Raw genomic sequence first — 18,900 nt, 5'->3', positions numbered from 1 at the left:
TTGGAACCACCCCGGCAAGGACGGTCCCGAAGGGCCACAAAACCTTCATCTCCCGTGGAACACCACATCACGAAGCAACTACCTACACATCAGCTCCGATCCATGTTCGTGACACACTTGATCTGGCCCTTGATCTTGCTTGGGCTCTTGCCGTTGATCTTGCTTGGGCTCTTGCCGTTGATCTTGCTTGGGCCCTTGACCTTGATCTTGCTTGAGCTCTTGCTGTTGATCTTGATCTAGCCCCTGGTTCTGACTCGCCGGAGTGGAAGAGGCCTGAGGTGCGGCGGGATCGTGAACACGAAAACCGGCAGCCGACAAACACACCCACCGCCCCGAACCCCGAACCGGCACAACCATGACCGAAGGCCGTAAAGATCGCCTTTCAACCCACACGCCAACCGCAACCCGGCCCGAAAACTCGAGCCCCCCAAGAAGAGACCCGCCCCCCGAACCGCCCTAATCGTCCCGCTCAGTCAAAGTGTGCGCCTCGACTAGAGCCTGCAACTCCCCCGCAGCGTTGCGCGAAGCCTGCCCGCCGGAAGCCTGGATCCCCATCGCCGGCAGCACCTCGCCGCTGTCCAGGTCCAGCAGCACCCATGGGTCCCCGGGGCGCAGGTTCACCCGGACGATCTCGGCCCACTCCAGCCGCTGGGTGCGGACCGTGTTCACCACCGTCAGGCCGCGCTCGTCGGCGATGATGCGTGGGCGGGCCAGCAGGTACAGGCCGGCGGCGATGATCGGGCCGATGGCGGCGAAGCCGACGCGCTCGGGGGCGGACCAGGCGGTGGGGCCGGTGTTCGGCAGTATGGTCGCCACCACGATGAAGGTCGCGACCAGGGCGGTGCCGACCGCCAGGACCGCTACGCGGGTGCGGCGGGGGCGGAAGGTCACCGGGAGCTGCGGGACGCGATCGGGTACCGGGAGGCCCGAGGGGCTCCGCGGACCGGGGGCCGGGGGGTCGTGATCGTGGTTTTCCGTCACCTGCACGCTGGTCCGTTTCATTCCGGGCTCGCCGGTTCATGCCGGGTTCGGCGACCCGGCGACAACTAAAGCCGACACGCGAGGATATCCGTGACGAGGATTCCCCTCGCACCCAGATCCCACAAGTCGTCCATCATGCGCTGGGCCTCGGCGCGGCGGACCATCGAGCGGACCGCGACCCAGCCCTTGTCGTGCAGCGGGGACACGGTCGGCGACTCGATGCCCGGGGTGACCTGGACCGCGCGGTCGACGTTCTCGGCGCGGATGTCGTAGTCCATCAGCACGTACTCCCGTGCCGTGAGCACGCCCTTCAGCCGGCGCAGGAACTGGTCCACCGCCGGGCTGTCCTCGGCGCCGGCCCGGCGGATCAGCTGCGCCTCGGAGGTCAGGATCGGGTCGCCGAAGACCTCCAGGCCGGCGTGCCGGAGCGTGGTGCCGGTCTCCACGACGTCGGCCACCACGTCGGCCACGCCCAGCGCGATCGACACCTCGACCGCGCCGTCGAGTTTCACCACTTCGGCGGACACTCCCGCGGTGGCCAGGAACTCGCGCACCACCCCCGGGTAGGCCGAGGCGATCCGCAGCCCGGCCAGGCCGCTCACCCCCGACTCCTTCGTCACCTGCTCGACGGTGGCCGGCAGGGCCGCGAAGCGGAAGGTGGAGCGGGCGAAGCCCAGGTCCATGATCGACTCGGCCCCGGCGCCGGAGTCCAGCAGCAGGTCGTGGCCGGTGATCCCGACGTCCAGCCGCCCGGCCCCGACGTAGGTGGCGATGTCCCGCGGACGCAGGAAGAACAGCTCGGCGTTGTTGGCCGGGTCGACGACCATGAGCTCCTTGCCGTCCTTGCGCTGCCGGTAGCCCGCCTCATGCAGCATCGCCGTGGCCGCCTCCGAGAGCGATCCCTTGTTCGGCAGGGCGATGCGCAGCATGGCGTGTGACCTTTCGGTAACCGGTAGTGGGCGGTGCTTGCCTGGCCAGTATCGACCACGGTCCGCCGGGCGCGCCGGGGCGTTCACTCGGTGGGATGAAGCCGGGCGGCGGCCAGGCTGCGGCAGCACGGCGGCCAGGCTGCGGACCGACGGCAGACCGGCGGCGGACGCGAAAGGGCCCGGCGACGTCGCCGAGCCCTTCGAAACACCTCACAGGTGCTTGTAAACATCCTCCAACGCCAGCCCACGGGCCAGCATCAGCACCTGCACGTGATACAGCAGCTGCGAGATCTCCTCGGCCGTCCGGTCGCCGTCCTCGTACTCGGCCGCCATCCACACCTCGGCGGCCTCCTCGACGATCTTCTTGCCGATCGCGTGCACGCCGAGCCCCAGCAGCTCGACCGTGCGCGAGCCCTCCTCGCCGCGCTCGGCCTTGGCCGTCAGCTCGCCGAACAGGGTCTCGAAGCTCTTGGACGTGATCGGAACCGCGGTTCCCACGCGCACCTCCACGGGTTCGTCGGCGGTGGGCGAGGCGTTCACCGCTTCGCCTCGATCTTCTTCAGCACCAGCGCGGTCGCGACCGCGGCCTCGACCGCCTCGCGGCCCTTGTCCTCCCGCGACCCGGCCAGGCCCGCGCGCTCCAGCGCCTGCTCCTCGGTGTCGCAGGTGAGCAGGCCGAAGCCGATCGGCGTCCCGGTGTCCAGGGCCACCCGGTTCAGGCCGTCGGTGGCGGCGGCGCACACGAACTCGAAGTGCGGGGTGCCGCCGCGGATCACCACGCCGAGGGCCACCACGGCGTCGTAGCCGGCGCCGGCCAGCGCCCGGGCCACCACCGGCAGCTCGAACGAGCCCGGCACGCGGATCAGGTCGTGCGCCGCGCCGATCTCGGCCAGCGCCTTCTCGGCCCCGGCCACCAGGCCGTCCATGACCTGGGTGTGCCACTGCGCGGCCACCACAGCGACCTTCAGCTCCGCGCCGCCCTCGATGGCGATGGCCGGGGCTCCCGCTCCGCTCACGTTCTGTTCACTCCTTGTGCGTTCGTGGACGCTCCGCGCACCCGCAACGGGGCGCGAGGCAAGTCTTCCAGACCGGGGACGCCGGTCGCGTCGCGATCTTGCGTGCTGGTCGGTTCAGCCGAGCCCGGTCCAGAGTGCCGGGCCCGGTCCAGAGCTCAGTGCGCGCTGGCGGCGGCCAGCTCGTCGGCCTCCGCCTCGCCGAGGTGGTCCAAGCCCTCCAGATCCGGCAGGTCGTGCCCCATCCGGTCGCGCTTGGTCCGCAGGTAGCGGATGTTGTCCGGGGTGACGTTCCCGGGCAGCGGCACCCGGCCGCTCACCCGCAGCCCGAACCCCTCCAGCGCGGAGCGCTTGGCCGGGTTGTTGGTCAGCAGCCGCATGGAGTGCACGCCGAGGTCGGTCAGGATCTGCGCGCCGGTGCCGTAGTCGCGGGCGTCGGCCGGCAGGCCCAGCTCCAGGTTCGCGTCCACGGTGTCGTGGCCGAGTTCCTGGAGTTCGTAGGCCCGCAGCTTGTGCATCAGGCCGATGCCACGGCCCTCGTGCCCGCGCATGTAGAGCACTATCCCGCGGCCCTCGACGTCCACGGCGCGCAGCGCGGCGTGCAGCTGCGGACCGCAGTCGCAGCGCAGGGAGCCGAAGATGTCGCCGGTCAGGCATTCGGAGTGGACCCGCACCAGCACGTCCTCGCCGTCCCCGATGTCCCCCTTGACCAGCGCGACGTGCTCGGTACCGTCCACGTCCGAGCGGTAGCCGACGGCCCGGAACTCGCCGAAGGCGGTGGGCAGCCGGGTCTCGGCGGCCTTGGTCACCGACTTCTCGGTGCGGCGCCGGTAGGCGATCAGGTCGGCGATGGAGATCAGGGCCAGGCCGTGTTCCTTGGAGAACCGGGCCAGCTGCGGCAGCCGGGACATCGAACCGTCGTCCTCGACCACCTCGCAGATGCCCGCGGCCAGCGGCAGCCCGGCCAGCCGGCACAGGTCGACGGCGGCCTCGGTGTGGCCGGGCCGGACCAGCACCCCGCCGTCCTTGGCCCGCAGCGGGAAGACGTGGCCGGGCCGGGTCAGGTCGTCGGCGCCGGTGTCCGGGTCGGCCAGCAGCCGGATGGTGCGGGCCCGGTCGGCGGCCGAGATGCCGGTGCTGACCCCGTCCCGGGCGTCCACGGACACCGTGTAGGCGGTGCCCTTGCGGTCCTGGTTGATCGCGGTCATCGGGGGCAGGTTCAGCCGGTCGGCCTCGGCGGCCGGCAGCGGCACGCAGATCACGCCGGAGGAGTAGCGGATGGTGAACCCGACGACCTCGGGCGTGGCCAGCGAGGCGGCGAAGATCAGGTCGCCCTCGTTCTCCCGGTCCTCGTCGTCGACCACGACGATCGGCCGGCCGGCGGCCAGCTCGCGCAGCGCGTGCTCGATGGTGTCCAGGACGATCGGCTCGCTGTGCTCGGTGCCCTGCGCGGTACCCGCTTCCACGGCGCTCATGCCGCGACCTCCTTCGTGGTGGCGTCGGCAGTCTTCGTGGCGGTGTCGGCAGTGGTGCCATCCAGCCCGAGCAGGCGCTCGGTGTACTTGGCGATCACGTCGATCTCCAGGTTCACCGGCGCGCCGGGGCCCTTGCTGCCCAGCGTGGTGAGCTCCAGCGTGGTCGGGATCAGGCTCACGGTGAAGGCGTCGGTGTCGGCCTCGACCACGGTCAGCGAGATGCCGTCCACGGTGATCGAGCCCTTGTCCACCACGTAGCGGGACAGCGCGGCCGGCAGCGAGATCCGCACAACCTCCCAGTGCTCGCCGGGGGTGCGCTCCAGCACGGTGCCGACGCCGTCCACATGTCCCTGCACCAGGTGCCCGCCCAGGCGCGCGCCGAGCTTCATCGGCCGCTCCAGGTTGACCGGATCACCGGGCTTGAGGTCGCCGATGTTGGACTTGTCCAGGGTCTCGGCCATCACGTCGGCGGTGAACTCCCCGGCCGCCGCGGCCTGGGTCCCGGACTCGATAACGGTCAGGCAGACGCCGTTGACGGCGATGGAGGAGCCGTGTTCGGCGTCCGAGGTGACCAACGCCCCGGCCACGCGCAAGCGTGCGGAGTCGCCTTCCACTTCCAGCGCGACGACCCGGCCGAGCTCTTCGACGATGCCTGTGAACACGGTGTGCTCCCCAATCCGCCTCATCCGCGTGCCGGTCGGCGCGCGGTGCGAACCCGGACTCCGGGAAAAGGGGGTGCGTGAGGGGAGGCGGCGCGCCACGGCACGCTCCGCACAGGTCGGCGGCAGCCGTCGCGAACGCCACGACGGGACGTGTGCCGTACCGGGCGCCGTCAAGACACGGCGGGGCGGCACGCCCGTCGCGTGCAGCCTCCCATCCGGACTTTAACCGTCGGTCCCGGAATTCCACCGGATCGGCCACCTGTTCGCCGAGGCGAACGAGCGGTTCGCGGACTGTCACCGCCGGTTCGGAATTTCACCGACCCCGGAGCACGCGTTCGTCGTTACGGAACCAGTGTGCCACGCGATTCATTCCCGGGTGTCCGAGCGTGGTGCGCGTCACCCCTGGCTCCGCCCCGAACTGTAACACGTTCTACTTTTACCGGGAAGCCGTGGGACCCGACCTGACGTCGCCGATCTCAGGGTTCGAGATCGTTCGGCGGAGCGAACACCGGCGATTCCGGGGCGAACGCGGCTTTGACTTCGTGGACAGTAGGCTGCCCGCGAAGATATGCACGTAGCCTGAGCTCGGGCACAAACCATTGATGCGGGGTGGGACGCGGATGGCGGGACTGGCAGAGCCCGGCCGGCTGATCGGCGGCCGGTATCGGCTGCGCGCGCGGCTCGGTTCCGGCGGTATGGGCCGGGTCTGGCTGGCCTCCGACGAATCGCTGCGCATCGACGTGGCGGTCAAGGAGGTCTGGCTGCCGGCCACCCCCGGCCCCGACTCCGAGGAGCGACTGCGCCGCGCCGAGCGCGAGGCCCGCAACGCCGCCCGGCTGCGCGACCACCCGAACGTGGTGGCCGTGCACGACGTCGTGGTCGACGACGGCGTGCCGTGGACGGTGATGCAGCTGGTCGCCGGGCACACGTTGGAAGAACACGTCGAGGACTACGGCCCGCTGTCCGTGGCGCACGCCGCCATAGTCGCCGCCGCCTTGCTGGACGCGCTGGAGGCGGCGCACGCGGCCGGGATAGTGCACCGGGACGTGAAGCCGGCGAACGTGATGCTGGCCGACGACGGCAAGGTCCTGCTGACCGACTTCGGCATCGCGATCGGCACCACCGACACCGCGCTGACGGCCGCCGGTACCTTCCTGGGCTCGGTGGAGTACATCGCGCCGGAGCGGGCGCGCGGCACCGAGGGCCTGGCGGCCAGCGACCTGTTCTCGCTCGGCGTCACGCTGTTCCAGGCGGTCGAGGGGTTCTCGCCGTTCCACCGCGAGACCGCGACCGGGACGCTGACCGCGGTGATCCTGGACGAGGCGCCGGAGCCGGTGCGGGCCGGGCGGCTGACGCCGCTGATCACCGGGCTGCTGGAGAAGGATCCGGTCAGGCGGCTCGGGGTCGGGGAGGCACGGCGGTCGCTAGCTGTGCGGGATAACCCCTCGGGGATTTCCGAGACGGTGGTGACGCCGGCGGCCACGGCGCCGCGCGGAACGACGGTCACGCCTGACCGTGGACCGACCGCCACACCCGCGCGGCGGCCGGGCGAAGCGGATCGGGCGGGATCGCAGGGTACGGACCAACGCCGCCGGCCGACGGGACCGCAGCCCGCGGACCGGCGTCGCCGACCGGACGCGCCACAGACCGGGGATCGGATTCGGCGACCGGACGCGGCACAGGCCGCGGACCGGAGTCATCGGCCCGACTCGCCGCAGACCGGGGATCGGCATCATCGACCGGACCCGACGCAGGCCGCGGACCGGCATCGTCGCGAGCACGGGCCGGCGATCGCTGAGCCGCGCCGTCCCGCCGGGCGGACCGGGACGGGCTCGCGGGTCCCGGCCGTGGGTCCGGGTCCGGGTACGGGTCCAGGCGCAGGTGCGGGCCTGGTACCGAAGCAGCCGACAGTATCGAAGGCTTCTCCGGCACCGAAGATCCCACGCCCCCCGAACGCGCGCGGTCAGTCCCGGCCGGCGCGGCAGCGGGGCTCGCGCGGCGTGATCCTGGCGGTCTTAGTCGGGGCGACGATCGCCGCCGTGCTGGTCACGGTGCTTCAGCGTTCGTCGTCCTTCGACGTGACCAGCGTGCACGTCGGCGACTTCGTCAGGGTCGACAAAACCAACCACATCATCGGCAAGGTCTCTCAGAAGGCCGCCGCCGAGAACGCCGACGGCCGTCGGGTCCTGGCCCGCGAGGACCAGCGCGATCCGGCGATCTGCGGGCAGTTCCACTACGACGGGCACTCCGACGTCGAGGCCGAGGCCTCGGTCAGCTTCTGCCTGATCCATCCGAACGCTCAGGCCGCGGCTCCGCGGTAGCTCGCGGAGCCGCGACAGCGTCTACGCCTGAGGCTGGCTGGGCCTGCGCCCACGCCTGGGGCTGGGGCTCCGCCTGCGCCTGCGCCTGCGCCTGCGCCTGCGCCTGCGCCTGCGCCAGTATCGGCCTCAGCCTCGACGAGCCCGCACCGGCCCTCCCTCTCAGGCGACCCGCGTCCCGGCCGCCTGAGCCTGCGCCCGCAGCGCCTGGATCGCACGGTCCGGATCCTCGGCCCCGTACACCGCCGACCCGGCCACGAACACGTCCGCCCCGGCCTCGGCGCAGCGCTCGATCGTGTCCGCCGCGACGCCGCCGTCGATCTGCAGCCACACCGAACCGCCGTGCCGCTCGATCATGGTGCGTGCGCGCCGGATCTTCGGCAGCACCACGTCCAGGAACTTCTGCCCGCCGAACCCGGGCTCGACGGTCATGATCAGGATCATGTCCAGCTCCGGCAGCAGGTCCTCGTAGGGCTCGACCGGCGTCGCCGGCTTCAGCGCCATCCCGGCCCGGGCCCCGGCCGAGCGGATGGTGCGCGCCAGCCGGATCGGCGCGTGCGCGGCCTCCACGTGGAAGGTGACGCTGCCGGCCCCGGCCTCGGCGTAGCCCGGCGCCCAGCGGTCCGGGTCGGCGATCATCAGGTGGCAGTCCAGCGGCCGCGGCGAGGCCTTCACCAGCGACTCCACCACCGGCAGGCCCAGCGTCAGGTTCGGCACGAAGTGGTTGTCCATCACGTCGACGTGGATCCAGTCGGCCGACGGAACCGCGTTGACCTCGTCGGCCAGGCGCGAGAAATCAGCGGAGAGGATGGACGGGGAGATCTGGACTGCGCTCATGGGGAGAGTCTCCCAGATCGCGGCGCCCCGGTAGCAACGCCTCGCGACCGGGCCGGCTTCACACTCAGCCCCGGCCCGACCTCACAACCAACCGCGCCGCGTGGCCAGCCATCCGAGCTGCACCCGGCTCTTCGCCCCGGCCAGCGTCATCAGCCGGCGCACTTCACGCTCGACGCTGCGCGGACTGACCCCGAGCGCCCGGTCCACCCGCGCGTCCGCCAGCAGCAGCGCCAGCAACCGCAGGTCCGCCGGGGCCGGCCGGTCCCGCGGCTCGACGGCCAGGGGCAGTTCCGGAAGCGGCAGGCCCAGGCAGGCGGCGTGATGACCGAGCTGCATCCGGGTCCGGGCGCCGGCGGCGTCCATCAGGTCCCGTACCGCGCGCTGCACCGTGCGCCGGCTCACCGCCAGCCGCCGTGCCACCGCGTCGTCCGTCAGCCCGGTGATCAGCAGCGCCAGGGCCCTGGTCGGCCGGGCGTCCGGGCCTGGCAGCCAGCCTCCGTCGTGTCGCATCACACCTCCGCTCGCAGCAAACTTCTCTTCAATCCGACCACAGCCGACCGGCCGAAGGTGACCGGCACGCCTGGCGACTTACCGCCACGGACACAGGGAACCGATCAACCCCCGGCCGCGTCAAGGCCGTCTTCGGTTTCGGCGGAGACTACCGCGTATCCCTGAGTGTTCTCTCAGAACCGCCATCGACGCGGGCCCGGCGGGCCACTACTGTCGAATCCTGACGTCGGCTCCTAGAGAAGCACAGGTGAGAGGGCATGAGCGGCAACGACGACGCCGGCAGCCAGGGTATCCGGGACATCCCGGGCGAGGCCCATCGCAAGGGCCCGGACTCCCCGCCGCTGCCCGACGAGACCATCGGCGCGAACCTGGCCCGGATCGCTGCCGCGTACCCGGATCACGACGCCCTCGTGGAGTGCGCGACCGGACGGCGCTGGACGTACGCGGAGTTCGACGCCGCGGCGTCGGAACTGGCCCGCGGACTGCTCGCCGCCGACGTCGCCAAGGGCGACCGGGTCGGCATCTGGTCGCCGAACTGCGCTGAGTGGGTCCTGGTTCAGTACGCGGCGGCCAAGGTCGGCGCGATCCTGGTGAACCTGAACCCATCTTACCGCGACCACGAGATCCGCTTCACGCTGAAGCAGTCCGGCACCAGCCTGCTGTTCGCCGCCACTCAAGTGAAGACCAGCGACTACGTGGCCATGGTGAACGCGGTGCGGGAGGACTGCCCGGACCTCCAGGACGTCGTCTTCATCGGCACTCCGGGCTGGACCGCCTTCGTCGAGCGCGGCGCGACCGTGCCCGCTTCCGTCCTCGCGGAGCGCGAGAGCCGTCTCCATGCGGACGACCCCGTGGACATCCAATACACGTCCGGCACTACCGGCTTCCCCAAGGGCGCCACCCTGTCGCATCGCAATGTCCTGGGGAACGGCTACCTCGTCGCGGAGGTCCAGGGCTGGACGCAGGAGGACCGCGTCTGTCTGCCGGTACCGCTCTATCACTGCTTCGGCATGGTGATGGGCAACCTGGGGGCGACCAGCCACGGCTCCTGCATGGTTCTTCCCGGTCAACTCTTCGACCCCGCCGACACCCTGCGCGCGGTCTCTGTAGAACACTGCACAGTCCTCTATGGCGTCCCCACTATGTTCATCGCGGAGTTGGCGCTCCTAGAGAAGTCTCCCGGTGCCTACGACCTCAGCTCCCTGCGCACCGGGGTCATGGCCGGCTCGCCCTGCCCGGTCGAGGTGATGAAGCGGGTCATCGACGAGATGGGCATGACCGACGTGACCATCGCCTACGGCATGACCGAGACGTCCCCGGTCTCCACCCAGACCCGCCGGGACGACAGCCTGCAACGGCGCGTCGCGACCGTCGGCCGGGTGCACCCGCACGTCGAGATCAAGATCGTCGACCCGGACACCGGCAGCACGCTGGGCGCCGACGAGCCGGGAGAACTGTGCACGCGCGGCTATAGCGTCATGCTCGGCTATTGGAACGAGCCCCAGCGCACCGCCGAAGCCGTGGACGCCGACGGCTGGATGCACACCGGTGACCTCGCACAGATGGACGCCGACGGTTACGTCGCCATCGTCGGACGGATCAAGGACATGGTGATCCGGGGCGGGGAGAACGTCTACCCGCGCGAGGTAGAGGAGTTCCTTTACTCGCATCCGGACGTAGAGGACGTACAGGTGATCGGCGTCCCCGACACCAAGTACGGCGAGGAGCTGATGGCCTGGATCCGGTTGCGGCCCGGCGCGCAGCCGCTGAGCGCCGAGGACGTCCGGGAGTTCTGCGAGGGGCGTCTCGCGCACTACAAGATCCCGCGCTATGTGCACCTAGTAGACGGGTTCCCCATGACGGTCACCGGAAAGGTGCGCAAGGTGGAGATGCGGGAGCAGGCGCTGGAGATCCTCGGGCTGGGGTGAACCGGGGTGAGCCAGGGTGAGCCCTCCCCCCGCCGCCTCAGCGCGCCACGGTGAACCCGCCGTCGCTGTTCAGCACCTGGCCGTTGATCCAGCCGCCACGCTCCGAGCACAGGAACGCGACCAGCTCCGCGCAGTCCGCGGGCACAGCGTTGCGTCCCAACGGAGTGCGTTCCCTGATGTAGGTCTCCAGGTCCTCGGACATCCAGCCGGTCTGCGTCGGTCCGGGGTCCACGGCGTTCGCGGTCAGCCCGAGGTCCCGCAGTTCCACGGCGGCGGCCACCATCAGCCGGTCCAGCGTGCCCTTGCTGGCCCCGTAGGGCAGATTGTTGATCACGTGGTCGCTGGTCAGGGCGATGATACGACCGGTGCCGTGCGGCTGGGTGTAGTGCCTGGCGTACTCGCGGACCAGCAGCCACGAAGCGCGGGCGTTGACGGCGAAGTGCCGGTCCCAGGACTCGACCGAGGTGTCGAGGATCCCGGAGTCCACAGACTCGCAGTGCGCCATCACCAGTGCCCTGACGTCGCCCAACTGCTCGCGCACCTCGGCGAAGACCCGCTCCGGCGTCTCCGGGAGCGCCAGGTCCGCTTCCGCCGCGTAGACACGCGCGCCGTGGGCTTCCAGGTCGGCTGTGATCGCGGCGCGTGCCTCCGCATCGCGGCCCCACTCCATGCGGTCGTCATAGGCGCGCCAGTAGGTGAACCCGATGTCCCAGCCGTCGCGGGCCAGCTTCTCCACGATCGCCGCGCCGATCCCGGCCCGCCTGCCGACTCCGGTCACCAAGGCGATCGGCCGCTGCTGTTGCGTCATGGGCGAGCAGTCTGGTGGCGGCGACAGGCCGGGTCAACGCAATAACGCGGGAACCAGCCCGGATCAGGAGAGTCCGGACCTGGAGCGAGTCCGGATCGGAAGCCAGCCCGGATCAGGCCTGGAACAAGATATCGAGCGCCACTCCGGCCTTCACCCGGTCCAGGCTCGCCGAGTCCTCGGAGCCGCCCCAGGCGAGCAGCGGGACGAAGGTGTACATCTCGTCGGGACCGGGGCGTCCGAGGCGGGCCACGGCGCCGTCGTACAGGTCCTTGCGCAGTTCCTCGGTCAGGAACTCGGGGTCCGATATCCCGGCCACGAAGTCGCTGAACGAGTACGCCAATACGCCGATCTTCTTATAGCGCACGTTGACCACGGATACGTCATACGCGGTGCCGATCTCCTCCTCGCTCATCCCGATCTCGGCGGCCCGCTCCCGGAGGTCGCGGATGTAGAGCAGATCGCCGAGTGCCGTCCGGGCGAACGGAGTGCGCGAGGGCTGGAAGCCGCCGAGCCATTCGGACAGCGTGTCGTCGAGCGTTTCGGGCGCGACGAGATGGAGGAAGCCGTCGGCGAAGTCGCCGGTGCCGTGATCCGCGAGCCCGCGCGCGGCCTCGGTCGGCATGCGTTCTTGAAGGGCCTCGAAGGAGAATCCCGAGTTCGCCATCTCACCTGTTCCTCAACCGGTCGGGGGGGAGTCCGCACACTACCGTTCCCCTCCAACCGTGGCAGGTGTTTGCTATGAACGGCGCAGGAGGGCCAGGTACATAGCATCGGTGCCATGCAGGTGCGGCCAGAGCTGCACATCGGGGCCGCCGCCGAGATCCGGGACACCGGGCAGCAGCGGGCGCGCGTCGACCCGTTCCACGTCCCGCCGCGCCTTCACTACTTGCCGGACCACGTCGCGGGTCTCCTCCAGATGCGGGGAGCAGGTCACGTAGGCGACCAGTCCGCCGGGACGGACGGAGTCCAGCGCCGACGACAACAGACGGCGCTGGACGCGGGTCAGCCGCTCCAGGTCCTCTGGTCCGCGCCGCCAGCGGGATTCCGGACGTCGGCGGAGCGCGCCGAGGCCGGTGCAGGGGGCGTCGAGCATGACGCGGTCGAAGGAGCCCGGCTGCCAGGGGGCGCGGATGCCGTCGGCGGCGATCACCTGGAGGGTGCCGGTGCCGGGCGACATGACCTCGACGCCGCCACCATCACCTTCGCCGTCCACGAGCTCGGCCTCGATGCCGGCGTCGAGGCCGAGCTCGGCGTCGATCCCAGCCCCGGCCCCGGTCGCGACCTCGGCCCCGACCAGCCGGTCCCCGTACCCGCGCAAAGCCCTGCGCACCAACTCGGCCCGATGCGGCGCGATCTCGTTCGCCAGCAACGAGGCGCCCCGCTCCAACGCCAGCCCGGCCAGCAGCGCGGCCTTCCCGCCAGGACCGGCGCACATGTCGAGCCACCACTCGTCCCGGCCCTCCAACGGCGCCGTGGCGAGCGCGGTCGCGACCAGCTGGCTGCCCTCGTCCTGCACCCCGGCACGTCCCTCGCGCACCGGCGCCAGCGCGCCCGGATCGCCGCCGGCCAGGTATGCCGCGTACCGCGAGTACCGCCCGGCCAGCGCTCCCAGCTCGGTCAGCTCGCCGACCTGGGCCAGCCCCGGCCGGGTCACCAGCGTGACTCCGGGCCGGGCGTTGTCGGCGTCCAGCAGGTCCCCGATGTCCTTGTGCGCGCGTTCGGCTCCGCGGTGCGCCTGGAGCGAGTCCCAGAGTGCTGAGACGATCCAGCGCGGGTGCGAGCGCGACACCGTGAGGAAGCCCTCGGGGTCGTCCTGCGGGTTCGGCGCGATCCGGTCGATCCAGGCCGGCAGGTCGCCCTGACCGACGCGGCGCAGGATCGCGTTGGCGAACCGCGAGGCGCCCTCGTTCGAGACCGACCGGACCAGGTCCACGGTGGTCGACACCGCGGCGTGCGGCGGCACGTCCATGGCCAGTAGCTGGTGCGCACCGATGCGCAGCGCGTCCAGGACCACCGGGTCCACGGCGTCCAGTTCGCGGTCCACACAGGCCGCGATGATCGCGTCGTACGTCCCCAGCCCGCGCAGCGTCCCGTAGCAGAGCTCGGTGGTGAACGCGGCGTCGCGGCCGGACAGCCCGCGGTCCCGCAACACCCGCGGAAGCAGGAGGTTCGCGTAGGCGTCCCGGGTGCGCACCGCCTCCAGCACTTCGAGCGCGGCGGCGCGGGCCGGGTCGGCGGCGCGGGCCGAGTCGGCGGTGGAGGTGGGCGTGCGCGGTGCCATAGGGGGTTCGCTGTTCCTTTGTGACGAGATAGACGGGATATCGCTGATCGGGAGTACCGCCGGACCGCTCAGACGAACGCCTCGTCACCGGTCAGGCGCAGTCCGCGCGCCCAGTCCGCCGCCGCCATCCGCCGCTTGCCCTGCGGCTGCACGTCGCCCAGCCGCACGGTGTGCCCGCTGCCGGTACCCACCATCAATCCTCGCGAGTCCTGCACGATCCGGCCCGGCGGGACGTCCGTGGTACCGGGCAGCGCGCTGACCGGGAAGACCTTCACCCGCAGGTCCTCCCCGCCGTCCGCCCCCGGCAGCACGGTCCAGGCGCCGGGCGCCGGGGTGCAGGCCCGGACCAGCCGGTCCACGCGCAGCGCCGGGGCCGTCCAGTCGATCCGGGCGTCGCCGGCCAGCACCTTCGGTGCCAGCGTGACGCCGTCGGCCGGCTGCGGGACCGGGCGCGCGGTGCCGTCCTCGATCGCGTCCAGCGTGGCGATCAGCAGCCGGGACCCGGACTCGGCGAGCCGGGCCAGCAGGTCGCCGCTGGTGTCGGTGCGGCGGATCTCGTCGGTGACCATGCCGAAGACCGGGCCGGTGTCCAGCCCCTCCTCCAGCAGGAAGGTCGAGGCGCCGGTGACCTCGTCGCCGTGCAGCAGCGCCTGCTGCACCGGGGCCGCGCCGCGCCAGGCCGGCAGCAGCGAGAAGTGCAGGTTGACCCAGCCGTGCCGCGGGACGTCCAGCGCCGACTTCGGGATCAGGCCGCCGTAGGCGACGATCGGGCAGCAGTCGGGGGCGATCTCGGCCAGCCGCTCCAGGAACGCCGGGTCGCGCACCTTCTCCGGCCTGAGCACTTCCACGCCGGCCTCCTCGGCCAGCTTCGCCACCGGCGAGGCCTCGAACCGGCGGCCGCGCCCGGAGCGGGCGTCGGGCCTGGTCAGGACCGCGACCACCTCGTGACGGGAGTCCAACAGCGCGCGCAGGGAGGGCAGCGCGGGCTCGGGGGTGCCGGCGAACAGGACGCGCATCGTCAGATCGCCCGCCCGAAGGTCGCGTGCGGGGACACCTTCACCACCGGCTGGGTGCCCTCGTTGGCCCAGTCGGACAGCCGGATCGCGCGCATCGCCTTCTTGCGCCACTCCCGGTCCAGGCGGTCGATGAACAGGACGCCGTCCAGGTGGTCGGTCTCGTGCTGGATGCAGCGCGCGAGCAGTTCGCTGCCCTCGACCTCCACCGGCTCGCCGTGCATGTTCCAGCCCTTGGCGACCACGCGCATCGCGCGCTTACAGGGGAAGGCCATGTCCGGGATGGACAGGCAGCCCTCCTCGCCGTCCTGCTCCTCGTCGGACAGGTCCAGGCTGGGGTTCACCAGGTGGCCTGGCTCGTCGTCGACGTGCCAGGTGAAGACCCGCAGGCCCACGCCGATCTGCGGGGCGGCCAGGCCGGTGCCCGGGGCGTCCAGCATCGTTTCGGTGAGGTCTTTGACAAGGGTGCGGAGCTCCTTGTCGAAGTCGACGACCGGTGCGGCCGGGGTGGTCAGGACCGGGTCGCCGAAGAGGCGGATCGCCTGGACGGTCAAGGGTCGCGCTCCGTTCGTGGGTGTGCGGGTCGTGCGTGTACGGGTCATGCGTGTACGGGATTCAGCTATCCAGTGTACGGAGCCCGGCGGTGGTAGCGGACCGTGACGGCTAGGTTCGGCTCTAAGGCCCTCAGTGGTACTTAGCGGCCCTTAATAGTCCTTAGCCGATCTGCACCGGATCGATGCGGACCCGGACCCAGTCCTCGGACTTGCGGGCACTGCGGACGCCCTGGGCTTCGCGGACCGCTGCGGCCAGGTCCCCGCCGAGTCTTCGCGGGACGCGGACTAGAGCGCGGTGGAGTTGCTGGCGAGGGCGGTCCTCTATAGGGGGTTTCGACGTGTCGGCCCGCTCCCCGCGGCCCAGCGGGTCGGTCTTCTTGCCGGACCGGGCGTCAGACTTCTGGGACGCGCGGTCGTCGGAGCGCGGAACGTCCACGGCTACCGGTCCGAGTACTTCGGCCATCTCGGGGAGGCGGAGCAGACTCAGCTCCTCCGCTACTGCGGCGGGCGTACCTGTGAGTTCCGCCACGCGGGCCAGCGGCGGGTAGTGCAGCTCGCCGCGGTCCGCGAGTTCGCGGCGGGCGTGCCAGACCGGGTCCCAGCGGACCAGGGCCTGGACCGGGGCCAGACCGGGCTCGGCCATGATGACGACCTTGCCGCCCTCTCCCCCGGGACGTACTAATGCGGCGGCGTTCAGCCAGCGGCGTAGGGCTTCCTCGCCTGAGCGCAGGTCTCGGCGGGCTAGGAGGGACCAGCCGTCGAGGAGGAGGGCGGCCGCGTATCCGCCGTCCGCTACAGGTTCCGCTCCTGGGGTCGCCACTACGAGCGCCGGCTTGTCAGACACCTGGGAAAGGACGGTGTCCTGCGCCGAGGAGATGACCTTGGCGTTGGCGAAGGCGCGGCCCAACTCCTCGGCGGTGCGCTGGACGCCGATGGTGAGCATGCGGAAGCGGTCGCCGCCGCAGGGGCGGTCGTTGATGACGTTGTCGCAGTGCCAGCCGCCGGCGGGGCGTCCGCACCAGAGGCAGGAGGCCATGGCGTGGCCCGAGGTGAGTTCCAGGGGGCCGTGGCAGTGGATGCAACGTGCGTGTTTTCTACAGCGGATACAGGCCAGGGAGGGTGCGTAGCCGCCACGCGGGACCTGGATGAGGACCGGGCCGTCGTTCAGGGCGGCGCGCGCCGTTCGCCAGGCGAGGTTGGGGAGGCGGGCGGCGGCTGCGGCCGGGTCTCGTTCCTTCTCCACCTCCTCTCCAGAGGTACGGATGAGGGGAGACTTCGCGCGGACTGTAGAGCGGAACGCAGTAAGGGGGTACGCCCATCTGCTCTCTACTAGCTGCGCTCCTTCTGCGGTGCACGTGTAGCCGCCGATGAGCGCTGCCGCTCCTGTGGTGTGTGCGCGGAGGAGGAGTACTTCGCGAACGTGCGGATAGGGGGCGCGCGGTTCGGCGTGGAGGTCGTCTCCGTCGTCCCAGATCGCCACGAGGCCCAGGTCGGCGACCGGTGCGAACATCGCTGAGCGGGTGCCGATCACCATCTTCACGTCGCCTCGGAGGACGGCCAGCCAGTTCTGGTAGCGCTTGGCGGGGCCGAGTTCTTCGGAGAGGACGACGTGGTGACCCGGACCGGCGATCTTGGTGAGGGCGGCGTCCAGACGGGCCAGGTCGCGGTGGTCGGGGACGATCGCCAGAGCGCCTCGGGCTGGGATTCGGGCTGGGCCGTGGAGGCTACTAGCCGCTGCAATAGCCGCAACAGCTGCAATAGGGGCGGCTTGCGCAGGCCCTGCTCCGGGTTCGCTTTCGGCGTCGCGATAGCGATCGGCGTCCAGGTCACGGAGGTTTTCGGGGTCGATGTCGTAGTCGGTGGGGAGGTCCGGGTCCGGGAGCGCGGGGTCTGTCGGATCTGGTTCCAGGTCCGGGATTGCCGGGTCGTCCGCGATCGCTTCGGGGTCTTCGGTTGTCTCTGCCTCTTCTGGCGTTGTCGCCTGTGTCTGCGTTACTTGTGCCTGCGCCGCTTGTGTCTGCGCTGCCTGTGTCTGCGCTGGTTCCGGATCAGGCAACACGACGGCGTCAGTCGCCACGGCGTGCATGGCGGTCGCAAGCGCGGTTGCCCAGTCCGTTGCCGGGAGACACGTCCACACTGCGCGCGGGAGTTTAGGCGCTGTCTTGTGTTGTAGAGCCTTTATGAACTCGCGGCCGCCTCCATAGACGCCCCAGGGCGCCCCGTCCACGACCTTGTCAGGCCCCCGCTCCGTCGCCTTCGCGGGGACCTTCTCCGCACTCGCATGGCGCGGCGGGACGGCTAGACGGAGGACATCCGCGAGGGTGCCCGCGTACCTGTCGGCCACTGTGCGCGCGAGTTCCAGGATCTCCGGGGTCAGAACCGGTAGCGGCGACACGACCTTCTGTAGAAATTCGAACCGGCCCGCGAAGTCGGACTCGGCGACCCGGGCGATGACGAAGCCGTCGACCAGTTGTCCCGCGAACCGTACCCGGACCCGTACGCCGGGCTGCGCCTCCGCGTCCAAGTCCGCGGGCACGAGGTAGTCGAAGGCCCGGTCCAGGTGGCTGAGTTCCAGCGCTAGGACGACCTGCGCATAGGGGAGTTCCGCCGCGGGTTCGCGGGACGCCTTGGGCTTGGCCTGGCGCGCGGACTGGCGGGCGGTGCGGCGGGCGGCCTGGCGTGAGTCGTCGGCGGGGGCTGCCGGGGCCGCGTCGTCCTGCGGGCCGGCGGGGGCGTCCAGCAACGGAACCTCAGTCGGCTTGTCGTCCGGCCTTCCCTCCGTGTTCTTCTGCTCCAGCGCCTCCACAGTGTCAATTTCTACCCGATAGCGGTGACACCGGTCCCATGGGCTGGCAGGTTCGGCGTGGATAGGCTGCCGCGCATGTCTGACGATCGCACTTCCGTTCTGGGGTTCGCCCTGCCCGTCGCCGACGCCGTCCTGGAGCCCGTCGCCCTGGACGCCTCGCAGGTCGTCGCGGGTACGCCGGAAGTCTCCGAGCTGGTGCTGAGCGAGTCGGCGGACGGCCGGGTGGTGCGCGGTATCTGGCAGATCACGCCGGGCACGGTGACCGACACCGAGGCGGACGAGCTGTTCGTGGTGCTGTCCGGGCGCGCGACGATCGCGTTCGGCGATGGCACCACCCTGGACGTCGGCCCGGGCGACGTCGCACTGCTCAGCGCGGGCGCGAAGACCACCTGGACGATCCACGAGACCCTGCGCAAGGTATATCAGGCAACTGTCTAGTTCCCACCAAACCACCCGTTCGGGCGCTGGCATTCCCACCCGCGCCCGATCTATCCTGATTTCGTCCACTTCAAAGGGGTTGGGGAGACAAAGCAAATGCCCTGAGGGGGGATCCACCATGATCGACGCCTGGCTTCTCTTCGGCCACGTGATAGGGGTCGTCGTCCTCGTCGCCGGCATAGGCCTGGAGGTCTACGCGGTCACCGCGGCCAGCCGCGCCACCACCGTCGCCGAACTCCGCCTGGCCGTCCGAGCCGCCCACGCCCTACCCGTCCTGATGCCCCTGGCCACCCTCCTGATGACCGGCTGCGGCCTGGCCCTGGTGGCCCACGACCCCACCTTCCACT

Annotated in this window: 19 protein-coding genes and 1 riboswitch; of the genes, 5 read left to right on the top strand and 14 right to left on the bottom strand. The window is 70.8% G+C overall.

The genetic code is table 11. The features are described from left to right. On the top strand, positions 1-215 hold a 215-nt coding region (locus tag IZR01_RS51435; protein ID WP_228561050.1), incomplete at its 5' end, for a hypothetical protein. A gap of 241 nt (positions 216-456) precedes the next feature. Here the strand turns inward: IZR01_RS51435 and IZR01_RS37630 are convergent. From IZR01_RS37630 to IZR01_RS37605, 6 genes are all read right to left on the bottom strand, one after another. Next, a complete protein-coding gene (locus IZR01_RS37630) occupies positions 457-891 on the bottom strand; it encodes a PH domain-containing protein (protein WP_323746525.1) in 435 nt (144 codons plus the stop codon). Positions 892-1,046: 155 nt separating this feature from the next. Then, complete coding sequence (hisG, locus tag IZR01_RS37625; protein ID WP_194897010.1) at positions 1,047-1,910, bottom strand: ATP phosphoribosyltransferase; 864 nt, start codon at positions 1,908-1,910, stop codon at positions 1,047-1,049. A gap of 210 nt (positions 1,911-2,120) precedes the next feature. Next, a complete protein-coding gene (locus IZR01_RS37620; protein WP_194897013.1) occupies positions 2,121-2,390 on the bottom strand; it encodes a phosphoribosyl-ATP diphosphatase in 270 nt (89 codons plus the stop codon). A 56-nt stretch (positions 2,391-2,446) separates the two neighbouring features. Continuing rightward, complete coding sequence (gene ribH, locus IZR01_RS37615; protein WP_194897009.1) at positions 2,447-2,926, bottom strand: 6,7-dimethyl-8-ribityllumazine synthase; 480 nt, start codon at positions 2,924-2,926, stop codon at positions 2,447-2,449. A 155-nt stretch (positions 2,927-3,081) separates the two neighbouring features. Then, positions 3,082-4,398, bottom strand: coding sequence for a bifunctional 3,4-dihydroxy-2-butanone-4-phosphate synthase/GTP cyclohydrolase II (locus tag IZR01_RS37610; protein ID WP_194897008.1), 1,317 nt, complete (start codon positions 4,396-4,398; stop codon positions 3,082-3,084). Continuing rightward, positions 4,395-5,060: a riboflavin synthase gene (locus IZR01_RS37605; RefSeq protein WP_194897007.1), complete on the bottom strand. Its 666-nt coding sequence runs from the start codon at positions 5,058-5,060 to the stop codon at positions 4,395-4,397. The genes IZR01_RS37610 and IZR01_RS37605 overlap by 4 nt, the downstream gene beginning before the upstream one ends. 197 nt (positions 5,061-5,257) lie before the next feature. Continuing rightward, positions 5,258-5,395, bottom strand: a riboswitch (FMN riboswitch). Positions 5,396-5,680: 285 nt separating this feature from the next. Here IZR01_RS37605 and IZR01_RS37600 point away from each other — a divergent pair. Continuing rightward, positions 5,681-7,381, top strand: a complete 1,701-nt coding sequence (locus tag IZR01_RS37600; RefSeq protein ID WP_194926636.1) for a serine/threonine-protein kinase — start codon at positions 5,681-5,683, stop codon at positions 7,379-7,381. Positions 7,382-7,540: 159 nt separating this feature from the next. Here the strand turns inward: IZR01_RS37600 and rpe are convergent, their stop codons facing one another. Next, a complete protein-coding gene (gene rpe, locus IZR01_RS37595; RefSeq protein ID WP_194926635.1) occupies positions 7,541-8,215 on the bottom strand; it encodes a ribulose-phosphate 3-epimerase in 675 nt (224 codons plus the stop codon). Positions 8,216-8,296: 81 nt separating this feature from the next. Further along, the gene (locus IZR01_RS37590; RefSeq protein WP_194897004.1) at positions 8,297-8,725 is read right to left on the bottom strand and encodes a helix-turn-helix domain-containing protein; all 429 of its coding nucleotides are present in this window, start codon (positions 8,723-8,725) and stop codon (positions 8,297-8,299) included. Between the two features lie 257 nt (positions 8,726-8,982). Between IZR01_RS37590 and IZR01_RS37585 the strand changes: the two genes are divergently transcribed. Continuing rightward, complete coding sequence (locus IZR01_RS37585) at positions 8,983-10,653, top strand: AMP-binding protein (RefSeq protein WP_228555360.1); 1,671 nt, start codon at positions 8,983-8,985, stop codon at positions 10,651-10,653. A gap of 37 nt (positions 10,654-10,690) precedes the next feature. Here IZR01_RS37585 and IZR01_RS37580 read toward each other — a convergent pair whose 3' ends face one another. The 6 genes from IZR01_RS37580 to IZR01_RS51430 form a co-directional block, all read right to left on the bottom strand. Then, positions 10,691-11,461 carry an SDR family oxidoreductase gene (locus IZR01_RS37580; protein WP_194897003.1) on the bottom strand — a complete coding sequence of 257 codons (771 nt, stop codon included), beginning with the start codon at positions 11,459-11,461 and terminating at the stop codon, positions 10,691-10,693. Between the two features lie 112 nt (positions 11,462-11,573). Further along, positions 11,574-12,125, bottom strand: a complete 552-nt coding sequence (locus IZR01_RS37575) for a T6SS immunity protein Tdi1 domain-containing protein (RefSeq protein ID WP_194926634.1) — start codon at positions 12,123-12,125, stop codon at positions 11,574-11,576. 72 nt (positions 12,126-12,197) lie between these two features. Further along, positions 12,198-13,742 (bottom strand): RsmB/NOP family class I SAM-dependent RNA methyltransferase, encoded by a 1,545-nt coding sequence (locus tag IZR01_RS37570; RefSeq protein ID WP_194926633.1) that lies wholly within the window; start codon positions 13,740-13,742, stop codon positions 12,198-12,200. Between the two features lie 68 nt (positions 13,743-13,810). Then, positions 13,811-14,758: a methionyl-tRNA formyltransferase gene (gene fmt, locus IZR01_RS37565; protein ID WP_194897000.1), complete on the bottom strand. Its 948-nt coding sequence runs from the start codon at positions 14,756-14,758 to the stop codon at positions 13,811-13,813. 2 nt (positions 14,759-14,760) lie between these two features. Further along, complete coding sequence (gene def / locus IZR01_RS37560) at positions 14,761-15,309, bottom strand: peptide deformylase (protein ID WP_194896999.1); 549 nt, start codon at positions 15,307-15,309, stop codon at positions 14,761-14,763. Positions 15,310-15,469: 160 nt separating this feature from the next. After that, positions 15,470-18,115: a primosomal protein N' gene (locus IZR01_RS51430; protein WP_323747220.1), complete on the bottom strand. Its 2,646-nt coding sequence runs from the start codon at positions 18,113-18,115 to the stop codon at positions 15,470-15,472. Positions 18,116-18,190: 75 nt separating this feature from the next. Between IZR01_RS51430 and IZR01_RS37550 the strand changes: the two genes are divergently transcribed. Together IZR01_RS37550 and IZR01_RS37545 are read left to right on the top strand one after the other, a co-directional pair. Further along, positions 18,191-18,553 (top strand): cupin domain-containing protein, encoded by a 363-nt coding sequence (locus tag IZR01_RS37550; protein ID WP_194926632.1) that lies wholly within the window; start codon positions 18,191-18,193, stop codon positions 18,551-18,553. 118 nt (positions 18,554-18,671) lie between these two features. Continuing rightward, positions 18,672-18,900, top strand: a 229-nt coding sequence (locus IZR01_RS37545) for a hypothetical protein (protein WP_194926631.1), incomplete at its 3' end; no start/stop codon positions are given.

This window comes from Catenulispora pinisilvae (assembly GCF_015356865.1).
Classification (GTDB): Bacteria; Actinomycetota; Actinomycetes; order Streptomycetales; family Catenulisporaceae; genus Catenulispora; species Catenulispora pinisilvae.
Note: the sequence above shows the minus strand (reverse complement) of the source record. Positions and strands in the feature narration are given on the sequence as shown.